This is a genomic window from Lysobacter humi (ex Lee et al. 2017) (genome assembly GCF_054781815.1).
The window spans coordinates 101,911-119,662 of sequence record NZ_BAAGTR010000004.1; the positions used below are offsets into that span (position 1 = coordinate 101,911).

At 71.8% G+C, this 17,752-nt stretch carries 19 protein-coding genes; 8 read left to right on the forward strand and 11 right to left on the reverse strand.

Annotated elements, in window-relative coordinates:
• Positions 1–125: 125 nt before the first annotated feature.
• The 4 genes from ACYVJJ_RS03355 to ACYVJJ_RS03370 all read left to right on the forward strand — a co-directional run bounded on the left by ACYVJJ_RS03355 (position 126) and on the right by ACYVJJ_RS03370 (position 3,072).
• Entirely contained in the window at positions 126–932 is an 807-nt protein-coding gene (locus tag ACYVJJ_RS03355) for a ParA family protein (protein WP_460831101.1), read from the forward strand.
• Complete coding sequence (locus ACYVJJ_RS03360) at positions 929–1,843, forward strand: ParB/RepB/Spo0J family partition protein (RefSeq protein WP_460831103.1); 915 nt, start codon at positions 929–931, stop codon at positions 1,841–1,843. Before ACYVJJ_RS03355 ends, ACYVJJ_RS03360 begins: the two co-directional genes overlap by 4 nt.
• 157 nt (positions 1,844–2,000) lie before the next feature.
• Positions 2,001–2,729, forward strand: a complete 729-nt coding sequence (locus ACYVJJ_RS03365; RefSeq protein ID WP_460831104.1) for a glycosyltransferase family 2 protein — start codon at positions 2,001–2,003, stop codon at positions 2,727–2,729.
• Between the two features lie 16 nt (positions 2,730–2,745).
• Entirely contained in the window at positions 2,746–3,072 is a 327-nt protein-coding gene (locus ACYVJJ_RS03370; RefSeq protein WP_460831211.1) for a lipid-A-disaccharide synthase N-terminal domain-containing protein, read from the forward strand.
• 19 nt (positions 3,073–3,091) lie between these two features.
• On the opposite strand, the gene ACYVJJ_RS03375 is transcribed toward ACYVJJ_RS03370, so the two are convergent.
• Positions 3,092–5,149 carry a TonB-dependent receptor plug domain-containing protein gene (locus ACYVJJ_RS03375; RefSeq protein ID WP_460831106.1) on the reverse strand — a complete coding sequence of 686 codons (2,058 nt, stop codon included), beginning with the start codon at positions 5,147–5,149 and terminating at the stop codon, positions 3,092–3,094.
• 513 nt (positions 5,150–5,662) lie between these two features.
• On the opposite strand from ACYVJJ_RS03375, the gene rpmB reads away from it, so the two are divergent.
• Positions 5,663–5,899 carry a 50S ribosomal protein L28 gene (rpmB, locus tag ACYVJJ_RS03380; protein ID WP_115647574.1) on the forward strand — a complete coding sequence of 79 codons (237 nt, stop codon included), beginning with the start codon at positions 5,663–5,665 and terminating at the stop codon, positions 5,897–5,899.
• Positions 5,900–5,912: 13 nt separating this feature from the next.
• Positions 5,913–6,077 carry a 50S ribosomal protein L33 gene (gene rpmG / locus ACYVJJ_RS03385; RefSeq protein ID WP_123088055.1) on the forward strand — a complete coding sequence of 55 codons (165 nt, stop codon included), beginning with the start codon at positions 5,913–5,915 and terminating at the stop codon, positions 6,075–6,077.
• A 313-nt stretch (positions 6,078–6,390) separates the two neighbouring features.
• Here the strand turns inward: rpmG and ACYVJJ_RS03390 are convergent, their stop codons facing one another.
• The 7 genes from ACYVJJ_RS03390 to ACYVJJ_RS03420 all read right to left on the reverse strand — a co-directional run bounded on the left by ACYVJJ_RS03390 (position 6,391) and on the right by ACYVJJ_RS03420 (position 10,853).
• Positions 6,391–6,648, reverse strand: coding sequence for a hypothetical protein (locus ACYVJJ_RS03390; protein ID WP_460831108.1), 258 nt, complete (start codon positions 6,646–6,648; stop codon positions 6,391–6,393).
• A gap of 70 nt (positions 6,649–6,718) precedes the next feature.
• Positions 6,719–8,530, reverse strand: coding sequence for a sensor domain-containing diguanylate cyclase (locus ACYVJJ_RS03395; RefSeq protein WP_460831110.1), 1,812 nt, complete (start codon positions 8,528–8,530; stop codon positions 6,719–6,721).
• A 68-nt stretch (positions 8,531–8,598) separates the two neighbouring features.
• The gene (locus ACYVJJ_RS03400) at positions 8,599–8,856 is read right to left on the reverse strand and encodes a hypothetical protein (RefSeq protein WP_460831111.1); all 258 of its coding nucleotides are present in this window, start codon (positions 8,854–8,856) and stop codon (positions 8,599–8,601) included.
• Positions 8,857–8,879: 23 nt separating this feature from the next.
• Entirely contained in the window at positions 8,880–9,707 is an 828-nt protein-coding gene (locus ACYVJJ_RS03405) for an SAM-dependent methyltransferase (protein WP_460831112.1), read from the reverse strand.
• Between the two features lie 30 nt (positions 9,708–9,737).
• Entirely contained in the window at positions 9,738–10,286 is a 549-nt protein-coding gene (locus ACYVJJ_RS03410) for a GNAT family N-acetyltransferase (RefSeq protein ID WP_460831114.1), read from the reverse strand.
• 40 nt (positions 10,287–10,326) lie between these two features.
• Positions 10,327–10,665 carry a cupin domain-containing protein gene (locus tag ACYVJJ_RS03415; protein ID WP_460831116.1) on the reverse strand — a complete coding sequence of 113 codons (339 nt, stop codon included), beginning with the start codon at positions 10,663–10,665 and terminating at the stop codon, positions 10,327–10,329.
• On the reverse strand, positions 10,662–10,853 hold the full coding sequence (locus tag ACYVJJ_RS03420) for a hypothetical protein (protein ID WP_460831117.1): 192 nt from the start codon (positions 10,851–10,853) through the stop codon (positions 10,662–10,664). The genes ACYVJJ_RS03415 and ACYVJJ_RS03420 overlap by 4 nt, the downstream gene beginning before the upstream one ends.
• Before the next feature lie 84 nt (positions 10,854–10,937).
• On the opposite strand from ACYVJJ_RS03420, the gene ACYVJJ_RS03425 reads away from it, so the two are divergent.
• Positions 10,938–11,831 (forward strand): LysR family transcriptional regulator, encoded by an 894-nt coding sequence (locus ACYVJJ_RS03425; RefSeq protein WP_460831118.1) that lies wholly within the window; start codon positions 10,938–10,940, stop codon positions 11,829–11,831.
• 3 nt (positions 11,832–11,834) lie between these two features.
• On the opposite strand, the gene acs is transcribed toward ACYVJJ_RS03425, so the two are convergent.
• The gene (gene acs, locus ACYVJJ_RS03430; protein ID WP_460831120.1) at positions 11,835–13,784 is read right to left on the reverse strand and encodes an acetate--CoA ligase; all 1,950 of its coding nucleotides are present in this window, start codon (positions 13,782–13,784) and stop codon (positions 11,835–11,837) included.
• Between the two features lie 133 nt (positions 13,785–13,917).
• Between acs and ACYVJJ_RS03435 the strand changes: the two genes are divergently transcribed.
• On the forward strand, positions 13,918–15,597 hold the full coding sequence (locus ACYVJJ_RS03435) for an MFS transporter (protein WP_460831121.1): 1,680 nt from the start codon (positions 13,918–13,920) through the stop codon (positions 15,595–15,597).
• A gap of 12 nt (positions 15,598–15,609) precedes the next feature.
• Here ACYVJJ_RS03435 and ACYVJJ_RS03440 read toward each other — a convergent pair whose 3' ends face one another.
• A complete protein-coding gene (locus tag ACYVJJ_RS03440) occupies positions 15,610–16,194 on the reverse strand; it encodes a hypothetical protein (protein WP_460831123.1) in 585 nt (194 codons plus the stop codon).
• A gap of 46 nt (positions 16,195–16,240) precedes the next feature.
• Positions 16,241–17,617 carry an erythromycin esterase family protein gene (locus ACYVJJ_RS03445; RefSeq protein ID WP_460831124.1) on the reverse strand — a complete coding sequence of 459 codons (1,377 nt, stop codon included), beginning with the start codon at positions 17,615–17,617 and terminating at the stop codon, positions 16,241–16,243.
• Positions 17,618–17,752 lie beyond the last annotated feature (135 nt).

A 17,752-nucleotide genomic window follows, 5' to 3' on the forward strand; every position in this document is an offset into this window, starting at 1 on the left:
GCGAGCGCGTCCGGCTTCACGGGCATACTAGGCAGTCCGGACCCGCCCTCCGCCTGCCCGCACTGCGGCCGGGCGCGGCCGCTCCGACCGCGCGACTCCCACCCGTTCCAGCGAGGACGTGCCGAATGGCCCGCATCATCGCCATCGCCAACCAGAAAGGTGGCGTCGGCAAGACCACTACCGCCGTCAATCTCGCCGCGGGGCTCGCCCGCGCGCCCAGGCGCGTGCTGCTCGTCGACCTCGACCCGCAGGGCAATGCCACGATGGGCTCAGGCGTCGACAAGCGCGCGATCGAAGGCTCGATCACCGAAGTGCTGCTCGGCGAATCCGACGCCCGCAGCGCGATCGTGCGCACCGCCGAGGACTTCGACCTGCTGCCGGGCAACATCGACCTGACCGCCGCCGAGATCCAGCTGATGGACCGCGGCGAGCGCGAGCAGCAGCTCAAGCGCGTGCTCGCGCCGCTGCGTGGCGACTACGACTTCATCCTCATCGACTGCCCGCCCGCGCTCTCGCTGCTCACGCTCAATGCGCTGACCGCGGCGGACTCGGTGATCGTGCCGATGCAGTGCGAGTACTACGCGCTCGAGGGCATCAGCGCGCTCGTCGATACCATCGAGGCGATCCGCGGCCGGCTCAATCCGAACCTCGAGATCGAGGGCGTGCTGCGCACCATGTTCGACGTGCGCAACAACCTCGCCAATGCGGTGTCGGCCGAGCTCATCAACCATTTCGGTGATCGCGTGTTCCGCACCATCGTGCCGCGCAACGTGCGCCTGGCCGAGGCGCCGAGCCACGGCCAGTCGATCGTCGGCTACGACCGCACGAGCCGCGGCGGCGTCGCCTATCTCGGCCTGGCGGGCGAGGTGGTGCGCCGCGCGCGCGAGCGTGAGCAGCTCGCCGCGAAGCAGGCGAAGGAGGCCGCGGCATGAGCACGGCGAAGAAGCGCGGCCTCGGCCGCGGGCTGGAGGCGCTGCTCGGCCCGAAGGCCGCGGCCGAGGCGCCGCAGATCGTCGAGGCGCAACCCGGCGACACACTGCGCCAGCTGCCCGTCGACGCGCTGGTGGCCGGCAAGTACCAGCCGCGCCGGCACTGGGACGAGGCCAAGCTCAACGAGCTGGCCGAAAGCATCCGCGCGCAGGGCGTGATCCAGCCGATCGTGGTGCGCGAGATCCGCGACCACGGTGGCAAGACGTTCGAGATCATCGCCGGCGAGCGCCGCTGGCGCGCCTCGAAGCTCGCGGGCCTGCCGGAGATTCCGGTGGTGGTGCGCGAGGTCGACGACCGCACCGTCGTCGCGATGGCGCTGATCGAGAACATCCAGCGCGAGGACCTCAATCCGCTGGAAGAGGCGCAGGCGCTGCAGCGCCTGATCGACGAGTTCGACCTGACGCATGCGCAGGCCGCCGAAGCCGTCGGCCGCTCGCGCGCGGCGGTGTCGAACCTGCTGCGCCTGCTCGAGCTGCCGCCGGAGATCCGCGTGCTGGTGGAGACGCGCGCGATCGAGATGGGCCACGCGCGCGCGCTGCTCGCGCTGCAGCCGCAGGCCGCCGTCGCACTCGCGCGGCAGGCCGCCGAGCAGGGCTGGTCGGTGCGCGAGGTCGAGCATCGCGTGCAGCAGCTCATGGCCGGCCAGGTGCACGGCAGCGCGAAGGCGCGCCCGGCCAAGGCCAAGCCGCAGGCCGACATCGTCGCGCTGGAGCGCGAGCTCGCCGAGACGCTGGGCACCAAGGTCGCCGTGCTCAACGGGCGCGGCAACAAGGGCCGGCTGGTGATCCACTACAGCGATCTCGAATCGCTCGACGGCGTGCTCGAGCGCCTGCGCGGACGGCGCGAGGACTGAGCCCCGCGGCGCGGCGCGCATGTCGCCCGCGTCCGTTCGCTGCTCGCCGCGTCGACCGGGCGCCGCGACCGCGTGACCGGAACTATCGGCGACAATGCCGCTCCAACGGGACATCGCCCGGCCGCATGGACGCGGTGCCCGCTTCCACGAGAGTTCCATGACGCCTGCGTTCCTGCCGTTGTCCGTCGTCGTGCCCGTCTACAACGAGGCCGGCAATGTCGCGCCACTCGTGCACGAGATCGTGGCCGCGCTGCGCGGCGTCACCGCATTCGAGATCGTCTACGTGGACGACTGCTCCACCGACGGCACGCTCGACGCGCTGCGCGCGCTGAAGGCGGAGGTGCCCGAGCTGCGCGTGATGCGGCACGTGAGCAATGCCGGCCAGAGCACGGCGACGCGCAATGGCGTGAAGGCCGCGCGCGGCGAATGGATCGCCACGCTCGACGGCGACGGCCAGAACGACCCGGCCGACATCCCGAAGCTCCTCGCGCAGCGCGACGCCGCGCCCGGTGACGTGCGCATGTTCGCGGGCTGGAGGGTGGAGCGGAAGGACAGCGGGAGCAAGCGCTGGGCGTCGAAGTGGGCGAACGCGATCCGCGCGTCGATGCTGAGGGACGACACGCCCGACACCGGCTGCGGCATCAAGCTCTTCGAGCGCGCCGCCTTCCTCGAGCTGCCCTACTTCGACCACATGCACCGCTACCTGCCCGCGCTGATGCAGCGCGCGGGCTGGAAGACGGTGAGCGTGCCGGTCAACCATCGCCCGCGCGGCGCGGGCGTGTCGAAGTACAACAACCTCAATCGCGCCCTGGTCGGCATCCGCGACCTGCGCGGCGTGGCCTGGCTGATCACGCGCACGCGGCGCACGGCGGTCGAGGAAGCCTGAGGTGTCGCCCGACGTCATGAACACGCCGATCGCCTGGCTCGAGTGGACGGGGCTGCACGCCTCGCCCTGGAAGCTCATCGGGCTCACCGGCGCGCTCATGTTCGGCGGGCGCTGGCTGATCCAGTTCGTGGCCAGCAAGCGCGCCGGCAAGCCGGTGATCCCGCGCCTGTTCTGGTACATGAGCGTGGCCGGCAGCCTGATGACGCTCAGCTACTTCCTGTTCTCGCAGAAGCGTGACGCGGTCGGCATCGTGCAGAACCTGTTCCCGGCATTCACGGCGGTCTACTCGCTTTGGCTCGACATCCGCCACCGCGGCTGGAAGCGCGACCGCGCCGATCACTGACGGGCGCGGCGCGGCGACCTCAGAACTTGCCCGACACCGAGAACGAGAAGATCGGCCCGATGCGGCGGTCGCGCTTCTCGAAGTAGTCCACCGGCCCGTCGCGGCGGTCGACATAGACCGTGCGGTCCCACATCGACATCGCATCGAGCTGGTTGCCGGCGGTCGCGCGCACGGTCAGTCCGAAGACGTTCTTGTGCTCGACGAACACGCTCGCCCACACCGGGCCTTCCCAGCGGCGGCCGACCTCGGTCAGGCGGTAGTCCTGCGCGTAGTACTCGTGGCTCGCGTTCGTGCCCCAGGCCCAGTCGGTGCCCGGCACGTCGTGGCGCAGGCCGAGGCTCGCCAAGCGGATCAGCGAATTGGAGATGCGCCGCTGCTCGCCGGTGAGCGGATCGGTCACGTCGGTGTCCTGCGCCTGGTAGCGCAGGTCGAGCTTCGCGCCGCGCCAACCGAGCGGGTCGAGCTGCAGCGTGCTCTTCCATTCGATGCCGTGGCGCGTCGCGCGGTCGAGGTTGCCGGGGCTCTCGCCGTCGGCACCGATCGGCACGATGTCGACGATGTCGTCGATGCGGTGCGCGTACAGGCGCAGCGTGGTGCTGCCCCAGGCGCCGAGGCGGCGCGTGGCCTCCACATCCAGTTCCCAGCTCTGCTGCGGCACCAGCTCGGGATTGCCGGCATTCGCGCGATCGTCGGTGAGGTTCACGCTGGCGAGGAAGTCGCCGAAGTTGAGCTGGCCGACGCGGCGCTGCAGCTTCACGTTGACGTCGAGGTCGGGCGTGGCCTTCCACGCCAGCGACGCCGAGCCCTTGGGCCGCAGGAAACGCCGGCTCAGGCCGCCGGCACCGGCCTGGCGCAGCCACGAATGCTCGGCGCCGGCGGCGACCTGCAGCGTCGCGGTCGAGGTGAGCGCGCGGCCGTGGCTCGCCATCGCTTCGAAGCGGTCCTCCTTCACCGTCGCGTTCGCATTCGCGAGGTCGACCGGCACGAACGTGCCGTCGGCGGCGAGCGTGGCGAACTCGGAGGCCTGCTCGAGGCTGTTGAAGGCGCCCTCGCCCGAGAGCTGCCAGTCGCCGCCCAGCGCCTTCCAGCGGTACTCGGCGCGGGCGATGCGCTCGCGCTCGTCCGAGACCTGCTCGAAGCGGCTGCCGGTCGCGGCGGTCAGGCCGTCATCGAAGCGCGTGATCGCGGTCTGCCCGAACGGCGTGTGCTGCACGCGGTGCAGGCCGATCAGCTTCAGCCGCCCGCCGCCGAGGCCGAATTCGTAGTCGCCGCCGACCTCGTGGCTGTACCCGCCCTCGGTCACGATCACCTCGCGGCGGCGGTCGGGCAGGCCGGGGCCGGTGCGTCGGCCGTCCTCCAGGTAGTCGTAGTCGACCGTCTGGTAGGACGCGCTGAGATTGCCCACGTCGCCGTCGCCGGCCTTGTGGGTGAGGCGGCCGCTCAGGCGGGGCGCCTCGTATTCGCCGGCCCAGACGTCGTCGCGCAGCTCACGGAAGCTGCCGTCGGCATTGGAGATCCACGTCGGGCCACCGGCGCCGCTGCGGCTGGAGCCGTTGGACAGGCCGACGGTCCAGTCGAGCCCGCCGCGTGCGCCGCTCACCGAGACCTCGCCGCGGGTCAGAAGCGGCGAGGTGTAGTAGCTGCGGAACTCGGGGCGCCAGGCCCACTGTCCGCTGAGGCCGGTCGCCTTGGCGACGACGTTCGCCACCTGCCCCGACAGCCCCGGCACGTCGAGCGTGGCGCCATCGACGATCTCGATGCGCAGCACGTTCGCCGCGGGAATGCGCCCGAGCTCCCCGATCACGTCGTTCGACTTGCCCGAGATCCGCTGGCCGTTGATCAGCACGTTGCCGGTGGCCTGGCCGAGGCCGCGCTCCTCCACGGCCTCGCGGATCACGAACCCGGGGACCTGCCGGAGCATGTCGAGCGCGGTCTTCGGCGCATAGCGTGCGAAGGCGTCGGGCAGGTAGGTCTGTGCGGCCGGCGCGGCGGCCGGCGGCTCCTGCGCGGCGGCGGCGAAGGCGAGCAGCGGCAGCAGGGCGAGGGCGAGGCGCGCCCGGCGGGGAGTGATCGGCATGGGAGGCGTTTCGGAAGGCCGGTGCGGCGGGGTCGGTATCGGCCGCGGGCGGTCGACCTCCATTCCGATGCGGCGGGGACGCTGCGGGTTTAAGCATCGTGCGCGGTGGGCTGAAGGTGCCGCGCCACCGGTGCCCGGTGCGCCCCCACGGGGCCGGGCGGGCGCATGGTCTCGGCGGGCGCGGCTAGGCCCTGTGTTACGCCCCGGCGACACGACCTCGACGGTCCCCGGCCACCACCGCAGTGGCGAAGGCCGCGACGAAGCGCACGGACCGGGGGCGGCGATGCGCTAAGTGCTTGCCTGCAAAGGGGCCGGCCGCCATAATGCGCGGCTCGCTGCGTCCCGCCCGGCCTTCCGGTGCACCGACGTCGACCGGAAAGCGCGTTTTCCGCTCACAGCGACCGCCCGCCCCGTGCGGGTCCTGCCCGAATCGCGTGTCGTGCCCGGAGATCCGGTCGCGCCGGGGCCGCCGCCTCCCTGGCCAAGGGAAGCTCAATACCTTTCGAGGTGCGTATGTCCAAAGTCTGCCAGGTGACCGGCAAGCGTACGGTGACGGGTAACAACGTCTCCCACGCCAACAACAAGACCCGTCGTCGTTTCCAGCCGAACCTCCACGAGCGCCGCTTCTGGGTCGCCTCCGAGAACCGCTGGGTCCGCCTGCGTGTTTCCGCGAATGCCCTGCGCACCATCGACAAGAACGGCATCGACGCCGTGCTCGCCGATCTCCGCGCCCGCGGCGAAAAGATCTGAGGAGTAGACGACGATGGCTTCCAAGCGCGACAAGATCCGCCTGATCTCCACCGCCGGCACCGGTCATTTCTACACGACCGACAAGAACAAGAAGAACACGCCCGGCAAGATGGAAATCAAGAAGTACGATCCGGTGGTGCGCAAGCACGTGCCGTACAAGGAAGGCAAGATCAAGTGATCCGCGGCGCCGCCAGGCGCCTGCGAGTCTTCCGGAGAAGCCCGCCGCATGGCGGGCTTTTTCTTTGCGCGCGTCGGGCGATGCGCGTCGCCGGCACCGCCCCGGGTACTCGTCTCAATGCCGATCGTGCGCCTCGGGGCGGCCGGTTGCCGTGGTCGGGGTGGTATGTCCGTCGCGCGGGATCCTCGTGCTCACCGGCACGGCCGGGTTCAGGACGTGCTGCCATGCGCCGCAGCCGTCGGTTCGGCATGCCTAGCGCGCCGCTGCCCTCAGGTGTGTCGCGCGCCCGCGGCGAAGCGCGCTCGGCGCGGCCTCAATGCGTCCGCGGTCCCTTGCGGCGCTCGACGAAGGCGGTCGAGCGCTTGTCGTCGGACGTGAGCGGCGCCACGCCCAGCCGCAGCCCGGCCGCGCCGAGCGCGCTGCGCACCTCGTGGAAGGTCGCCCAGTCGGGCATGTCGCGCAGGGCGCTCTCGACCAGGGCGAGGTTGCCGGTCTGCCGGCACATCTTGAAGTAGTCGGTGAGATCGGCCGTCGACCGGAGGTAGTCGGCGATGCGTCGGTTCTCGTCCATGGTCGGGTCGCCTGGGAAACACCCTCGACGCTACCCGTGCGGCGTCAGCCCCGCGTGTAGGCGGCCGCCGTCAGTACTCGCGAAGCATCGCCTCGGCATTGCGGCCCTCGAGGGCGACCGTGCCACGCGTGGGCGACAGCGGCGGCGCCTCGTAGAGGGTGACGCGGTTGCGGCCGGCGACCTTCGAGCGGTACATCGCGGCGTCGGCATGCGCCATCAGCGACTCGTAGTCGTAGCCCGACTGCGAGGTGCCCACCACGCCGATGCTCGCCGAGATCGGCAGCGGGCAGCCGGTGGCGAGCGCATCGATCGAGGCCACCGCGCGACGGAAGCCCTCGGCAATGCGCATGGCATCGTCGATGTCGCAGTCGATCAGCGTGACCGCGAATTCCTCGCCGCCGATGCGGCCGTAGAGATCGCCGTCGCGGCACTGCACGCGGCCCACGCGCGCGACCTCGCGCAGCACCCAGTCGCCGGCCGAATGCCCGCACTGGTCGTTGATCTGCTTGAAGTGGTCGAGGTCGAGCAGCAACAGGGAGATCGGCCGCTGCCGCGTCGAGGCCGCGGCGAGTACCGCTTCCGAGCGCGAGCGGTAGTGGCGCCGGTTGAACAGGCCGGTCAGGCCGTCGGTCTCGGCGAGCTGGCGCAGCGAGCGGTGCGTGCTGCGCGCGCGCCAGACCCAGTAGGCCAGCGAGGCGGCCAGCACCGCCAGCAGCGCGAAGGCGAGGCGGAAGTTCCAGGCGCTGCGCTGCGCGAGATCCTGCTGCAGCCGGAGCAGCTGGTTCTGGTTGCTGAGCAGCTCGATCGATTGATTCTTTTGCCGGATCTCGTGGCGGCTGAGCTGGAAGGCGTACTCGCGCGCCTTGACCTCGTCGAGCTGCGCCTTCTCGGCATCGGCGTACATGCGGTACTGCCGCAGCGCCGCGCCGAGGTTGCCACGCTGGAGCGCGGCCTCGTACAGCACGCGATGCGCGGTCACCTTGGGCAGGCCGTTCGGGGCGCTGGCATCGAGCTTCTGCACGGCCTGCGCATGCACCTCGGCCTGCATGACCTCGCCGAGCTCGAGGTAGTACTGCGCGAGCAGCCCGCGCACCTCGGCGATCAGGCGCGCATAGCCCGTCGCCTCCGCCTCGGGCAGGTGACGCTCGAGCAGGGCGATCGCATCGCGCAGGCGGCCGTCGGCGGCCCACTCGCGGGCGATGAACGTGCGCAGCAGGTTGCTGGCGATCGGTTCCTTCTGCGCGAGGCAGACATCGATCGCCGGCTGGATGGCGCGCGTGGGATCGACGCGCTCGCCGAGGCCCTGCAGCGCCTCGACCTGCACGAGATGCGCGACGCAGCGCGTGCGCCCCGTCGTGCGCGCAGCGAGCAGTCGCTCGGCGTAGTGCCGGCTGAGCTCGTACTGCCCGTACTGGTTGTAGAGGATCGCCGCGACGCCGAAGCCGAAGTGCTTCGTCTCGGTGTCGCGGACGCTGTCCTGGAGGTCGAGCGCGCGCTCGAGATAGCGCAGGCCGAGCACGAAGTCGCGGGTGACCGCAGCGGTATTGGCGACCAGCAGGGCGGCGCGGAAGCGGATCTCCGGCTCCGTGGCCTGCTCGAACAGCGCGACCGCGTCCAAGATCGCCTCGTCGTAGCGCCCGCCGAGCGCCTTCTGGTAGGCGCCGAGCAGGCGCAGGCGGCGCATCTGCGCCGCGGTGGCTTCCGGTCGCAGCAGCTCGAGCTGGCCGAGCACGTCGGCAAAGGCCTTGGGGTCGGTGGTGCGCACGGAATCGGCGCGATCGAGCAGGTCCTCGACGCGCGAGGCCGGCGCCCGCCCCGACCAGGGCAGCAGCAGGAGGAGCGCGAACAGGCACTTCGTGAGCGCGTGCGATCGGTGGCTCATGACCCGGAATCCGTCTGGGGCGTGGGGCCCGGCATCCCGCCGGACCCCAGAGCATACGCCCCGATCGCTCAGGCGTCGGCCTCGCCCGGCGTGTCGCCCTCGCCCGGCTCGTCGGGCGCGCGCGCCGGCTCGGCCGGCTCGTCGTTCTCGGCCGGCATGATGAAGCAGGCCAGCGTGTCGGTGCGCCCGAGCAGGCGCGCGATCTCGGCGGCGTCGCCTCGCAGCAGCGCGGTGCGTAGCGCCGGCGAAAGCTCGGCGGCGGCGGTGCCGATGTCGAGCTGCGGATCGCGTGCGAGCGCTTCGAGGGTGCGTACGGCGTGGTGCATGGGTGGGCTCCTGCTGCGGGTGGTCAAGCGACGGACGATGGCGCGACGCCATCGGGTTCGGAGGCGAGCGCGGCGATGCGGGCGAGCATCGCCTCGTCGGGCTCGGGGGCATGCGCGGGCGGGATCACCAGCGTGCTGTGCATGTGCAGCGTCGCGCCCGGCAGCGCGTCGAGCCGCAACCGCTCCATGCGCGCGCTGGCGACGGGCAGGGTGGCGGCTTCGTAGACGATGACCTCGTGGTCGGCCGGATAGTCCTCGCGCAGGCGCTCGACGAGCAGCGCGCGATGCGCGGCGCCGGTCGCGAAGCGCGCATAGCTGCGGTCGCCGACCGCGCCGATCTGCCAGAGCACGAGCACGGCGGCGGGATCGATGCGCCGGCGCTGGAACAGCAGCTGGCTCGCCTCGAAGTGCTGGCAGCCGGTGCGGCCGGGATCGATGCCGAGGTCGGCGTACAGGCAGTCTTCCGCGGAGACGGCGGGCTCCATCACCGCCTCGAAGCCTTCGACGCGCGCCTGCGCGACGGCATCGTGCGGCACCTTCGCGAACACGCCCGGGTGGCCGTAGAACGCGCCGCAGACGCGGCGACCCGCGCGCACCTCGGTGAGCATCGCCTCGACCATCTCGCGGTACGTGCGATGCCGCGGCTTGCCGTCGGCGTAGTACGGCTGGAGGCTGCGCGCATCGCCGCGCAACGACTGCAGCCACATCTCGACGAGCGGATCGCCCGCGAGGACGAACACCACGTCGGCCTGCTCGATACGACTCGCCGCGCGCGGACCGAGGTGGGCGCCGAGCATCATGCCCAGCCCCACGCAGGCGAGACTGCCCTGCGATCCGGCGGTGGTGGTCATCCGTCGCTCCCCTGCAACGTCGCGGCCACCCTACCTGTCGCGTGGCTGAATGCCAACCGGCCGCAGGTTCCGCTGGATGAACACCGGCCGTGGCAGCAGCCAACGCGCGCCGCCGGGCCGCGTCGGCGCGCCGCGGACGAAGCCGAAGGGCGTCAGCAGCCGGTCGATCACCCGCGCGTGGGCATCGTCAGGACGCTGCGCGTCGACCAGCTCGAGGCCGAGCGGGCCGAACGCGTGGGGCAGCAGGAGCTCGAACGCCTCGGTCGACACGCGCCGCTTCCATGCCGAAGGCAGCAGCATCACGCCGAGTTCCGCGCGCGGGCCGTCGCGCAGCAGCGCGGCGATGCCGAGCCGCTCGCCCGCGTGCGTCTCCACGATCCAGTGCCGATGGCCGGGGCGATCGCGCGTGTCGTGCGCGAGCATGCGCGAGAAGACGCGCTCGGCCTGCTCGGCCGTCAACGGCGGCGCGATCGCCGCCATCACGTCGGCGTCGGTGTACAGCGCGCGGTACAGCGCACGATCGTCCGCATCCATTGGACGCAGGCGCAGGCGCGGGCCGAGCAGCGGGCGACGGGGCATCGCGGCATGCTGGCCGCGCGCCGCCCCGCGGTGCAAGCGATCAGCCGCCGTCGACGAGCGTGTCGGCGAACGGCGTCTCGACCACCAGCACGCGGGCCTCGCCCCGCGGGATCGCCCGATGCTCCACGCCACCGGCACCGGTCCAGACATCGCCGGCGCCGAGGGTGGCGACCTGCGCGGCAGCGCCGGGGCGCCGCCAGTGCATGTCGACCACGCCATCGAGCACGACGAAGAGCTCGTCGCCGTCGTTGACGTGCCACGGATACGCGGTGTCGGTCCAGTGCACGCGGGCCTCGAGCCCGGCGAAGGCGGCCACGCGCGTGGAGCCCCAGGCGCGCGACGCCGTGTAGGCCGCGGCCCGCAGGACCTGCGCGCTCATCGCGCGGGGTCCGTGGCGATCGCCTGCGCGCTGGCGCGGGAAGCGTCGGTGGCGGCCGGCCCCGGGGTCGGCGCCCCGGTGCAGCACGGCGCCGCCGGTCGGAGGGGCAGCACGGGCGTATGCGGACCGGCGACGGCGGTGCCGGCGAGTACGGCGGCGAGGCTGGCGAAGAAGGCGGCGCGGCGCATGGCGAATCTCCTTGGACGGGCTGGCAGTGTCCACCCGGCCGTTCCCGACGATAATCCCGGCCTTTGTGGCTTCTTCGTTTCCCTATGAGCGCCAATGTCGAAACCCGACTGACCGATCGGCTCGGCGACATGGCCGTCTTCTCCGCCGTGCTCGACGCGGGCGGGTTCACCGCGGCGGGACGTCGGCTGGGCCTGTCGAAGGGCGCGGTGAGCAAGGCCGTCGGCCGGCTGGAGCGGCACCTCGGTACGCGCCTGCTGGTACGCAGCACGCGCAGGATCGCGCCGACCGAGGCCGGCGAGGCGCTGCTCGCCTACTGCCGCGAGGTGGTGCAGCAGGCCGACGCCGCCGAGCAGCACCTCGGGCGCCTGCGCGACGTGCCGCGCGGTCTGCTGCGCATGACCGCGACGGTGAGCTTCGGGGTGGCGCGCATCGCGCCGTTGCTGCCGGGCCTGGGGGCGAAGCATCCGGAGCTGCAGGTGGCGTTGCAGCTGAGCGACGACGTGGTCGACCTGGTCGGTGCGCGCATGGACCTCGCGATCCGAATCGGCCGCCTGCCGGATTCGGGCCTGATCGCCCGGCACCTGGCGACGATCACCGGGGCGATCGTCGCGTCGCCCGCCTACCTCGCGCGCGCCGGTACGCCGCGCAGCGTCGACGACCTGCGCGAGCATGCCTGCCTGCGCTACGACGAGCATGCACGCACGTGGTCGGTCCCGGGCGTGGAACTGCCGATCGGCGCCGGGCCGGCAGTGAACAGCACGCTCGGGCAGTTGCAGGTGGCGCTCGGCGGCGGCGGGCTCGCGCTGCTCGCCGATTACCTCGCCGCGCCGCATATCGAGAGCGGCGGCCTGGTGCGCGTGCTGGACGGCGCGGTGCGCTCGCGCATCGACGTGCATGCCGTGCATCCGTACGCGCGGCACGTGCCGCCGAAGGTGAGCGCGGCGATCGCGTATTTCGCTGACGCGCTCGCCGACTGAGCCTCAGCCGCGCGGCGCGCCGTCGACGAGCGCCTGCACCACCGACGGGTCGGCGAGCGTGGAGATGTCGCCGAGCTGGTCGGGCTGCCCGTCGGCGATCTTGCGCAGGATGCGTCGCATGATCTTGCCCGAGCGCGTCTTCGGCAGGCCGGGCGCCCACTGGATGCGGTCGGGTGTGGCGATCGGCCCGATCCGCGTGCGAACGCCCTGCACCAGCTCGGCACGCAGCGCGTCGCTCGCGTCGACGCCGGCCTTGAGCGTCACGAAGGCGTGCAGGCCCTGGCCCTTGAGGTCGTGCGCGAAGCCGACCACCGCGGCTTCGGCCACGCGCGGATCCTCGACGAGCGCGCTCTCGACTTCCGCCGTGCCGATGCGATGGCCGGAGACGTTGATGACGTCGTCGACGCGCCCCGTGATCCAGTAATCGCCGTCCGCATCGCGGCGGCAGCCGTCGCCGGTGAAGTACATGCCGGGGTACGTGCTGAAGTAGGTCTCGATGAAGCGCGCGTGGTCGCCGTAGACGGTTCGCATCTGCCCGGGCCAGGAGTCGAGCAGCACCAGGTTGCCTTCGGCCTCGCCGTCGAGCACCGCGCCGCTCGCATCGACCAGCGCGGCGCGGATGCCCGGCAGCGGCTTCGTCGCCGAGCCGGGCTTGAGCGGGGTGGCGCCCGGCAGCGGCGAGATGAGGATGCCGCCGGTCTCGGTCTGCCACCACGTGTCGACCACCGGGCAGCGCCCGTCGCCGACGACCTCGGAATACCAGCGCCAGGCCTCGGGATTGATCGGCTCGCCCACCGTGCCGAGCAGGCGCAGCGACGTGCGCGAAGTGCGCTTCACCGGCGCCTCGCCCTCGCGCATGAGCGCACGGATCGCGGTGGGCGCGGTGTAGAAGATCGTCACCGCGTGGCGGTCGATCACCTGCCAGAAGCGCGAGACGTCCGGGTAATTCGGCACGCCCTCGAACACCACGCAGGTCGCGCCGTTGGCGAGCGGGCCGTAGACGATGTAGCTGTGCCCGGTGATCCAGCCGACGTCCGCGGTGCACCAGTAGACGTCGTCCTCGCGCAGGTCGAAGACCTGCTCGTGCGTCCAGCTCGCATACGCCAGGTACCCGCCGGTGGTGTGCAGCACGCCCTTGGGCTTCCCGGTGCTGCCGGAGGTGTAGAGGATGAAGAGCGGATCCTCCGCGTCCATCACCTCGGGCGCGCAGGTGTCGGGCTGGCCGTCGACGACCGCATGCATCCAGCGATCGCGCGGCATCTGCATGTCGATGCCCGCGCCGGTGTGGCGCACCACCAGCACGGTCTCCACCGAATTGGTGCCGGGCAGGCGCAGCGCGGCGTCGACGTTCGCCTTCAGCGGCACGCGCCTGCCGCCGCGCAGGCCCTCGTCGGCGGTGATGACGAGGCGGCTTGCGCAGTCGCGGATGCGGTCGGCGATCGACTGCGGGGCGAAGCCGCCGAACACCACCGAATGCACCGCGCCGATGCGTGCGCAGGCGAGCATCGCGACGATCGCCTCCGCGATCATCGGCAGGTAGATGGTGACGCGGTCACCGCGGCGCAGGCCGAGGTTGCGCAGTGCGTTCGCCAGTCGGCAGACGCGCACGTGCAGCTCGCGGTAGGTGATGCGCTCGGGCTCGCGCGCGGGATCGTCGGCCTCGCAGACCAGCGCGACCTTGTCGCCGCGCGTGGCGAGGTGGCGGTCGAGGCAGTTCACGCTCGCATTGAGCTGCCCGTCGGCGAACCAGCGGATCCGGAAGTCCTCGCGCGCGAAGCTGACGTCCTGCACCTGCATCGGCGCGCGCACCCAGTCCAGGCGCGTGGCGACCTGCGCCCAGAACGCCTCCGGATCGCGCGCGGCGGCGTCGCGCTGGCGCGCGTCGCCGTCCGCATCGGTGCGCGCGCGTGCGGCGAAGTCGGCGGGGACGGGGTGGATCTCCTGGTGCGACATGACGGCTTCCCGGATCGGACCGCGACAGTGTGCCGCAGGCGCACGCCGCGGACATGCGGCGGCGGCGGCGCTACTCTCGGCGCGAGGCCACGGCACGCTGCATCCCGCGGTGCCCGCAGCCACCGGAGACGCCATGCCCGTCGCGACCGCCCCCGCCGCCGTGCCGCCCGCCGGCGGCTTCACCCGCGAGCACCGCCGCGTGATCCTCGCCTCGAGCCTGGGCACGGTCTTCGAGTGGTATGACTTCTACCTCTACGGCTCGCTCGCGGCGATCGTCGCCACGCACTTCTTCTCCGCGCTGCCGGCGGGCAGTGCGTTCGTCATGGCGCTGCTCACGTTCGCCGCGGGCTTCGCGGTGCGCCCGTTCGGCGCGCTGGTGTTCGGGCGCCTGGGCGACCTGATCGGCCGCAAGCACACGTTCCTCGTCACCATCGTGATCATGGGCGCGGCGACGTTCCTGGTCGGCCTGCTGCCCACCTACGCGAGCATCGGCATCGCCGCGCCGATCCTGCTGGTGCTGCTGCGCTGCCTGCAGGGCCTGGCGCTCGGCGGCGAGTACGGCGGCGCGGCGACGTACGTGGCCGAGCACGCGCCTGCGGGCCGGCGCGGGCTGTACACGTCCTTCATCCAGACCACCGCCACCGTCGGCCTGTTCCTCTCGCTGCTGGTGATCCTCGGCGTGCGCACATGGCTCGGCGAGGACGACTTCAAGGCCTGGGGCTGGCGCATCCCCTTCCTGCTCTCGTTCGTGCTGCTGATGGTCTCGGTGTGGATCCGTATGCAGCTGCAGGAATCCCCGGTGTTCCGGGCGATGAAGGCCGAGGGGCGCGGCTCGAACGCGCCGCTCACGGAGAGCTTCGGCAACTGGCGGAACGGGCGGATCGTGCTGCTCGCGCTGCTCGGCGCCACCGCGGGGCAGGCCGTGGTCTGGTACGCGGGCCAGTTCTACGCGCTGTTCTTCCTCACGCAGACGCTCAAGGTCGACGCGGTGACCGCAAACCTGCTGGTGGCCGCCGCGCTCGCGCTCGCCACGGGTGGCTTCGTGTTCTTCGGCTGGCTGTCGGACAGGGTCGGTCGCAAGCCGATCGTCATGGCGGGCTGCCTGCTGGCGGCGCTCACCTACTTCCCGATCTTCAAGGCGCTCACGCACTACGCCAATCCCGCGCTCGAAGCGGCGGCCGCGCGCGCACCGGCGGTGGTGATCGCCGATCCGGCCAATTGCTCGTTCCAGTTCGTGCCGGGCGAACTCAAGGGCCACGTCCGCTTCGACACGTCCTGCGATGTGGTGAAGGGGCTGCTGAATGCGCGCAGCGTGCCCTACACCGAGCAGGCGGCCCCCGCCGGTACGCTCGCGCGCCTGCGCATCGGTGCGACGGAGATCCACAGCGTCGACGTCGCCGCGCTCGCGCCCGACGCAGCGAAGGCCGCGCAGGCCCGGCTGTCGGCCGAGGTGACCGCGGCGATCGATGCGGCGGGCTATCCCGCGAAGGCGGACGCCGATGCGATCGACGTGCCCAAGGTGCTGGCGCTGCTCACGGTCCTCGTGCTCTACGTGACGATGGTCTACGGCCCCATCGCCGCGTGGCTGGTCGAGCTGTTCCCCACGCGCATCCGCTACACGTCGATGTCGCTGCCCTACCACATTGGCAACGGCTGGTTCGGCGGATTCCTGCCCACCACCGCGTTCGCGCTCGTGCTGCTCACGGGCGACCTCTACGCCGGGCTCTGGTATCCGGTCGGCGTGGCGCTGATGACGCTCGTGATCGGCACGCTGTTCCTGCCGGAGACGCGTCACGTCGCCCTGCAGGACTGAGGCGGCCTCGCGTCAGGTCGGGCTTGTGGGCGGCGTGCGCGCAGCGAGCGCTCGCTGCCCACGCCGCAGCTCCCACAGGGCGGGCACGACACCCGAGGCGATCGACGAGACGAGCACCGCGACCACCACCGCCGGTGGAAAGCCGGGATCGCGCAGGCGCAGGGCCCAGTCGGCGCTGCCGCTGCCGATCAGGGGCGCGAGTGCCTCGCGATGCAGCAGCGCGACGAGCGCGAGGCCGAACCAGGGCACCAGGTCGAGCACCGCATGCGCCTTCTGCTCGGCGGGGCCGACCACGCGCACCGCGGTGGCGTAGCAGGCATCGCGCCAGGACGTCCAGGCATGCAGCAGCACCGCGGCCACCAGCACGAGGAACGTGCTTGCGGTGATGTCGAGGAACAGGATCACCAGCACCGGCAGGCCGACCTCGAGCGCCTGCAGCAGGTGCAGGATCGACTCGTACGGGCCCGCGGTGGCCTCGATGCGCTGGCGCGCGTGGATCGCGTAGTCGAGCAGGCCGGCGAGGAGCCAGACGGGGAACACGACCGCGCCCAGAAGCGTCCACAGGGCGGCATCGGGGACGGCGGCGACGGTGTCCATGCCGCGATGCTGGGCCCGATGCGGTGACTGCCGCATCAAGCGGCGCTCAAACGCCGAACGGATACGTTTCCGGGATGCCCGGCCGCTGCGGGCCGTCGAGCGGCTCGACCGCGCGCGTCTCGTCGAACCAGACATAGGCATCGAACTGCCGGGGCAGCGAGACCTCGGCGTAGTGGCTCCAGCGCTCCGTATCGGGCCGGTAGATCACGCCGATGAAGCGTTCCAGGCGATCGGCGAGCAGGTCGGTGCGCAGCTCAGGTTCCGCATCGCGCAGGTGCAGGACGCCGCGCGGCTCGCCGGCATCGTGGAAGAGCCGCTCGACCGAGCCGTCCATCGAGGGCTTCACGGTCATGATGCGCATCGGCGCGTCCCAGTCGCTCGCGGCGGCCACGGTGCCACCGTGCGTGCCGAAGCCGATGAGCGCCGCGTCGCGCCCGAATTCCTCGCGGCAGAGCTGGCCCAGGTTGAACTCGCCGCGCTCGCGGCCCATGTCCGTAAAGCGCGCATCGCCGATGTGGGAATTGTGCGCCCAGACCACCGCACGCGCGGTCTCGCCGCGGGCCTTCAGGACGTGCACGAGCGTCTCGGCCATGTGCGCGTCGCGCACGTTCCACGATTCGGCCGCCCCGCGGTACATCGCGCGGTAGTAGTTCTCGGCATTCGCGACGAGCCGTGCGTTCTGCTCGGCCTCGAACCAGTCGGCGCCGTCGCGCGCGGCCAGCTCCACGCGCCTTTCCAGCATGTCGCGCAGCATCGCGAGCACCGCGTCCTCGCAGCGCGCATGGCCGTAGGTGAGCGCGGCGAGGCCGTAATGCGCCGGGTCCTTCGCCCAGGGCGTCAGGCAGGCATAGCGCTCGCGCGCGATCGCGGCGGTTTCCGGGTCGGCTTCGTCGAGGTAGTCGATCACCGCGCGCATCGAGGTGGCGAGGCTGTAGAGGTCGAGGCCATGGAAGGCGACCCGCTCGGCCTCGGCGCGCCCGGCGTTCCACTGCCGCATCCAGCGAAAGAGCGCGGCGGTCTCGGCATTGCGCCACATCCACGTCGGGAAGCGGGAGAACGGTGGTGGCGCATCGGGATTCGGCGGGCGATGGCGCACGTGGCGATCGATCACCGCGGCGTCCGGCCAGTCGGCCTCGACCGCGACGATGCGGAAGCCGTGCCGCTCCACCAGTCGCCGCGTGATCGCCGCGCGCGCGCGGTAGAACTCCGAGGTGCCGTGGCTGGCCTCGCCGAGCAGCACGACGCGGCAGTCGCCGTAGCGGTCGAAGGCCTCGGCGAAGGCCGGGTCGTCGATGTCGGGCAGCGGCTCGATCGCCTCGCGCAGCCGCGCCGGCAGGCCCGGCTCGGGCACGCCCAGCCGGCCGCGGAGCGCCTGCAGCGGGCCGCGGCCCGTGGATCCCTCGTCGCCCGTGCGTCGTTCCACCGTGGTCGCTCCGCCGAGATGCCATTCGACGCTAGCGCCGCGCCGGTGTGCGCGGCATCAAGCACGGGCGCGCGCAACGCTGCGTACGCGCCGCGATCACCTCCCGGCCGGCACGCGGGCCTAGGATCGGCGCTC

Coding starts and splice junctions, on each gene's coding strand:
- ACYVJJ_RS03355 (WP_460831101.1), top strand. CDS start 126: ATGGCCCGCATCATCGCCATCGCCAACCAGAAAGGTGGCGTCGGCAAG.
- ACYVJJ_RS03360 (WP_460831103.1), top strand. CDS start 929: ATGAGCACGGCGAAGAAGCGCGGCCTCGGCCGCGGGCTGGAGGCGCTG.
- ACYVJJ_RS03365 (WP_460831104.1), top strand. CDS start 2,001: ATGACGCCTGCGTTCCTGCCGTTGTCCGTCGTCGTGCCCGTCTACAAC.
- ACYVJJ_RS03370 (WP_460831211.1), top strand. CDS start 2,746: ATGAACACGCCGATCGCCTGGCTCGAGTGGACGGGGCTGCACGCCTCG.
- ACYVJJ_RS03375 (WP_460831106.1), bottom strand. CDS start 5,149: ATGCCGATCACTCCCCGCCGGGCGCGCCTCGCCCTCGCCCTGCTGCCG.
- rpmB (WP_115647574.1), top strand. CDS start 5,663: ATGTCCAAAGTCTGCCAGGTGACCGGCAAGCGTACGGTGACGGGTAAC.
- rpmG (WP_123088055.1), top strand. CDS start 5,913: ATGGCTTCCAAGCGCGACAAGATCCGCCTGATCTCCACCGCCGGCACC.
- ACYVJJ_RS03390 (WP_460831108.1), bottom strand. CDS start 6,648: ATGGACGAGAACCGACGCATCGCCGACTACCTCCGGTCGACGGCCGAT.
- ACYVJJ_RS03395 (WP_460831110.1), bottom strand. CDS start 8,530: ATGAGCCACCGATCGCACGCGCTCACGAAGTGCCTGTTCGCGCTCCTC.
- ACYVJJ_RS03400 (WP_460831111.1), bottom strand. CDS start 8,856: ATGCACCACGCCGTACGCACCCTCGAAGCGCTCGCACGCGATCCGCAG.
- ACYVJJ_RS03405 (WP_460831112.1), bottom strand. CDS start 9,707: ATGACCACCACCGCCGGATCGCAGGGCAGTCTCGCCTGCGTGGGGCTG.
- ACYVJJ_RS03410 (WP_460831114.1), bottom strand. CDS start 10,286: ATGCCCCGTCGCCCGCTGCTCGGCCCGCGCCTGCGCCTGCGTCCAATG.
- ACYVJJ_RS03415 (WP_460831116.1), bottom strand. CDS start 10,665: ATGAGCGCGCAGGTCCTGCGGGCCGCGGCCTACACGGCGTCGCGCGCC.
- ACYVJJ_RS03420 (WP_460831117.1), bottom strand. CDS start 10,853: ATGCGCCGCGCCGCCTTCTTCGCCAGCCTCGCCGCCGTACTCGCCGGC.
- ACYVJJ_RS03425 (WP_460831118.1), top strand. CDS start 10,938: ATGAGCGCCAATGTCGAAACCCGACTGACCGATCGGCTCGGCGACATG.
- acs (WP_460831120.1), bottom strand. CDS start 13,784: ATGTCGCACCAGGAGATCCACCCCGTCCCCGCCGACTTCGCCGCACGC.
- ACYVJJ_RS03435 (WP_460831121.1), top strand. CDS start 13,918: ATGCCCGTCGCGACCGCCCCCGCCGCCGTGCCGCCCGCCGGCGGCTTC.
- ACYVJJ_RS03440 (WP_460831123.1), bottom strand. CDS start 16,194: ATGGACACCGTCGCCGCCGTCCCCGATGCCGCCCTGTGGACGCTTCTG.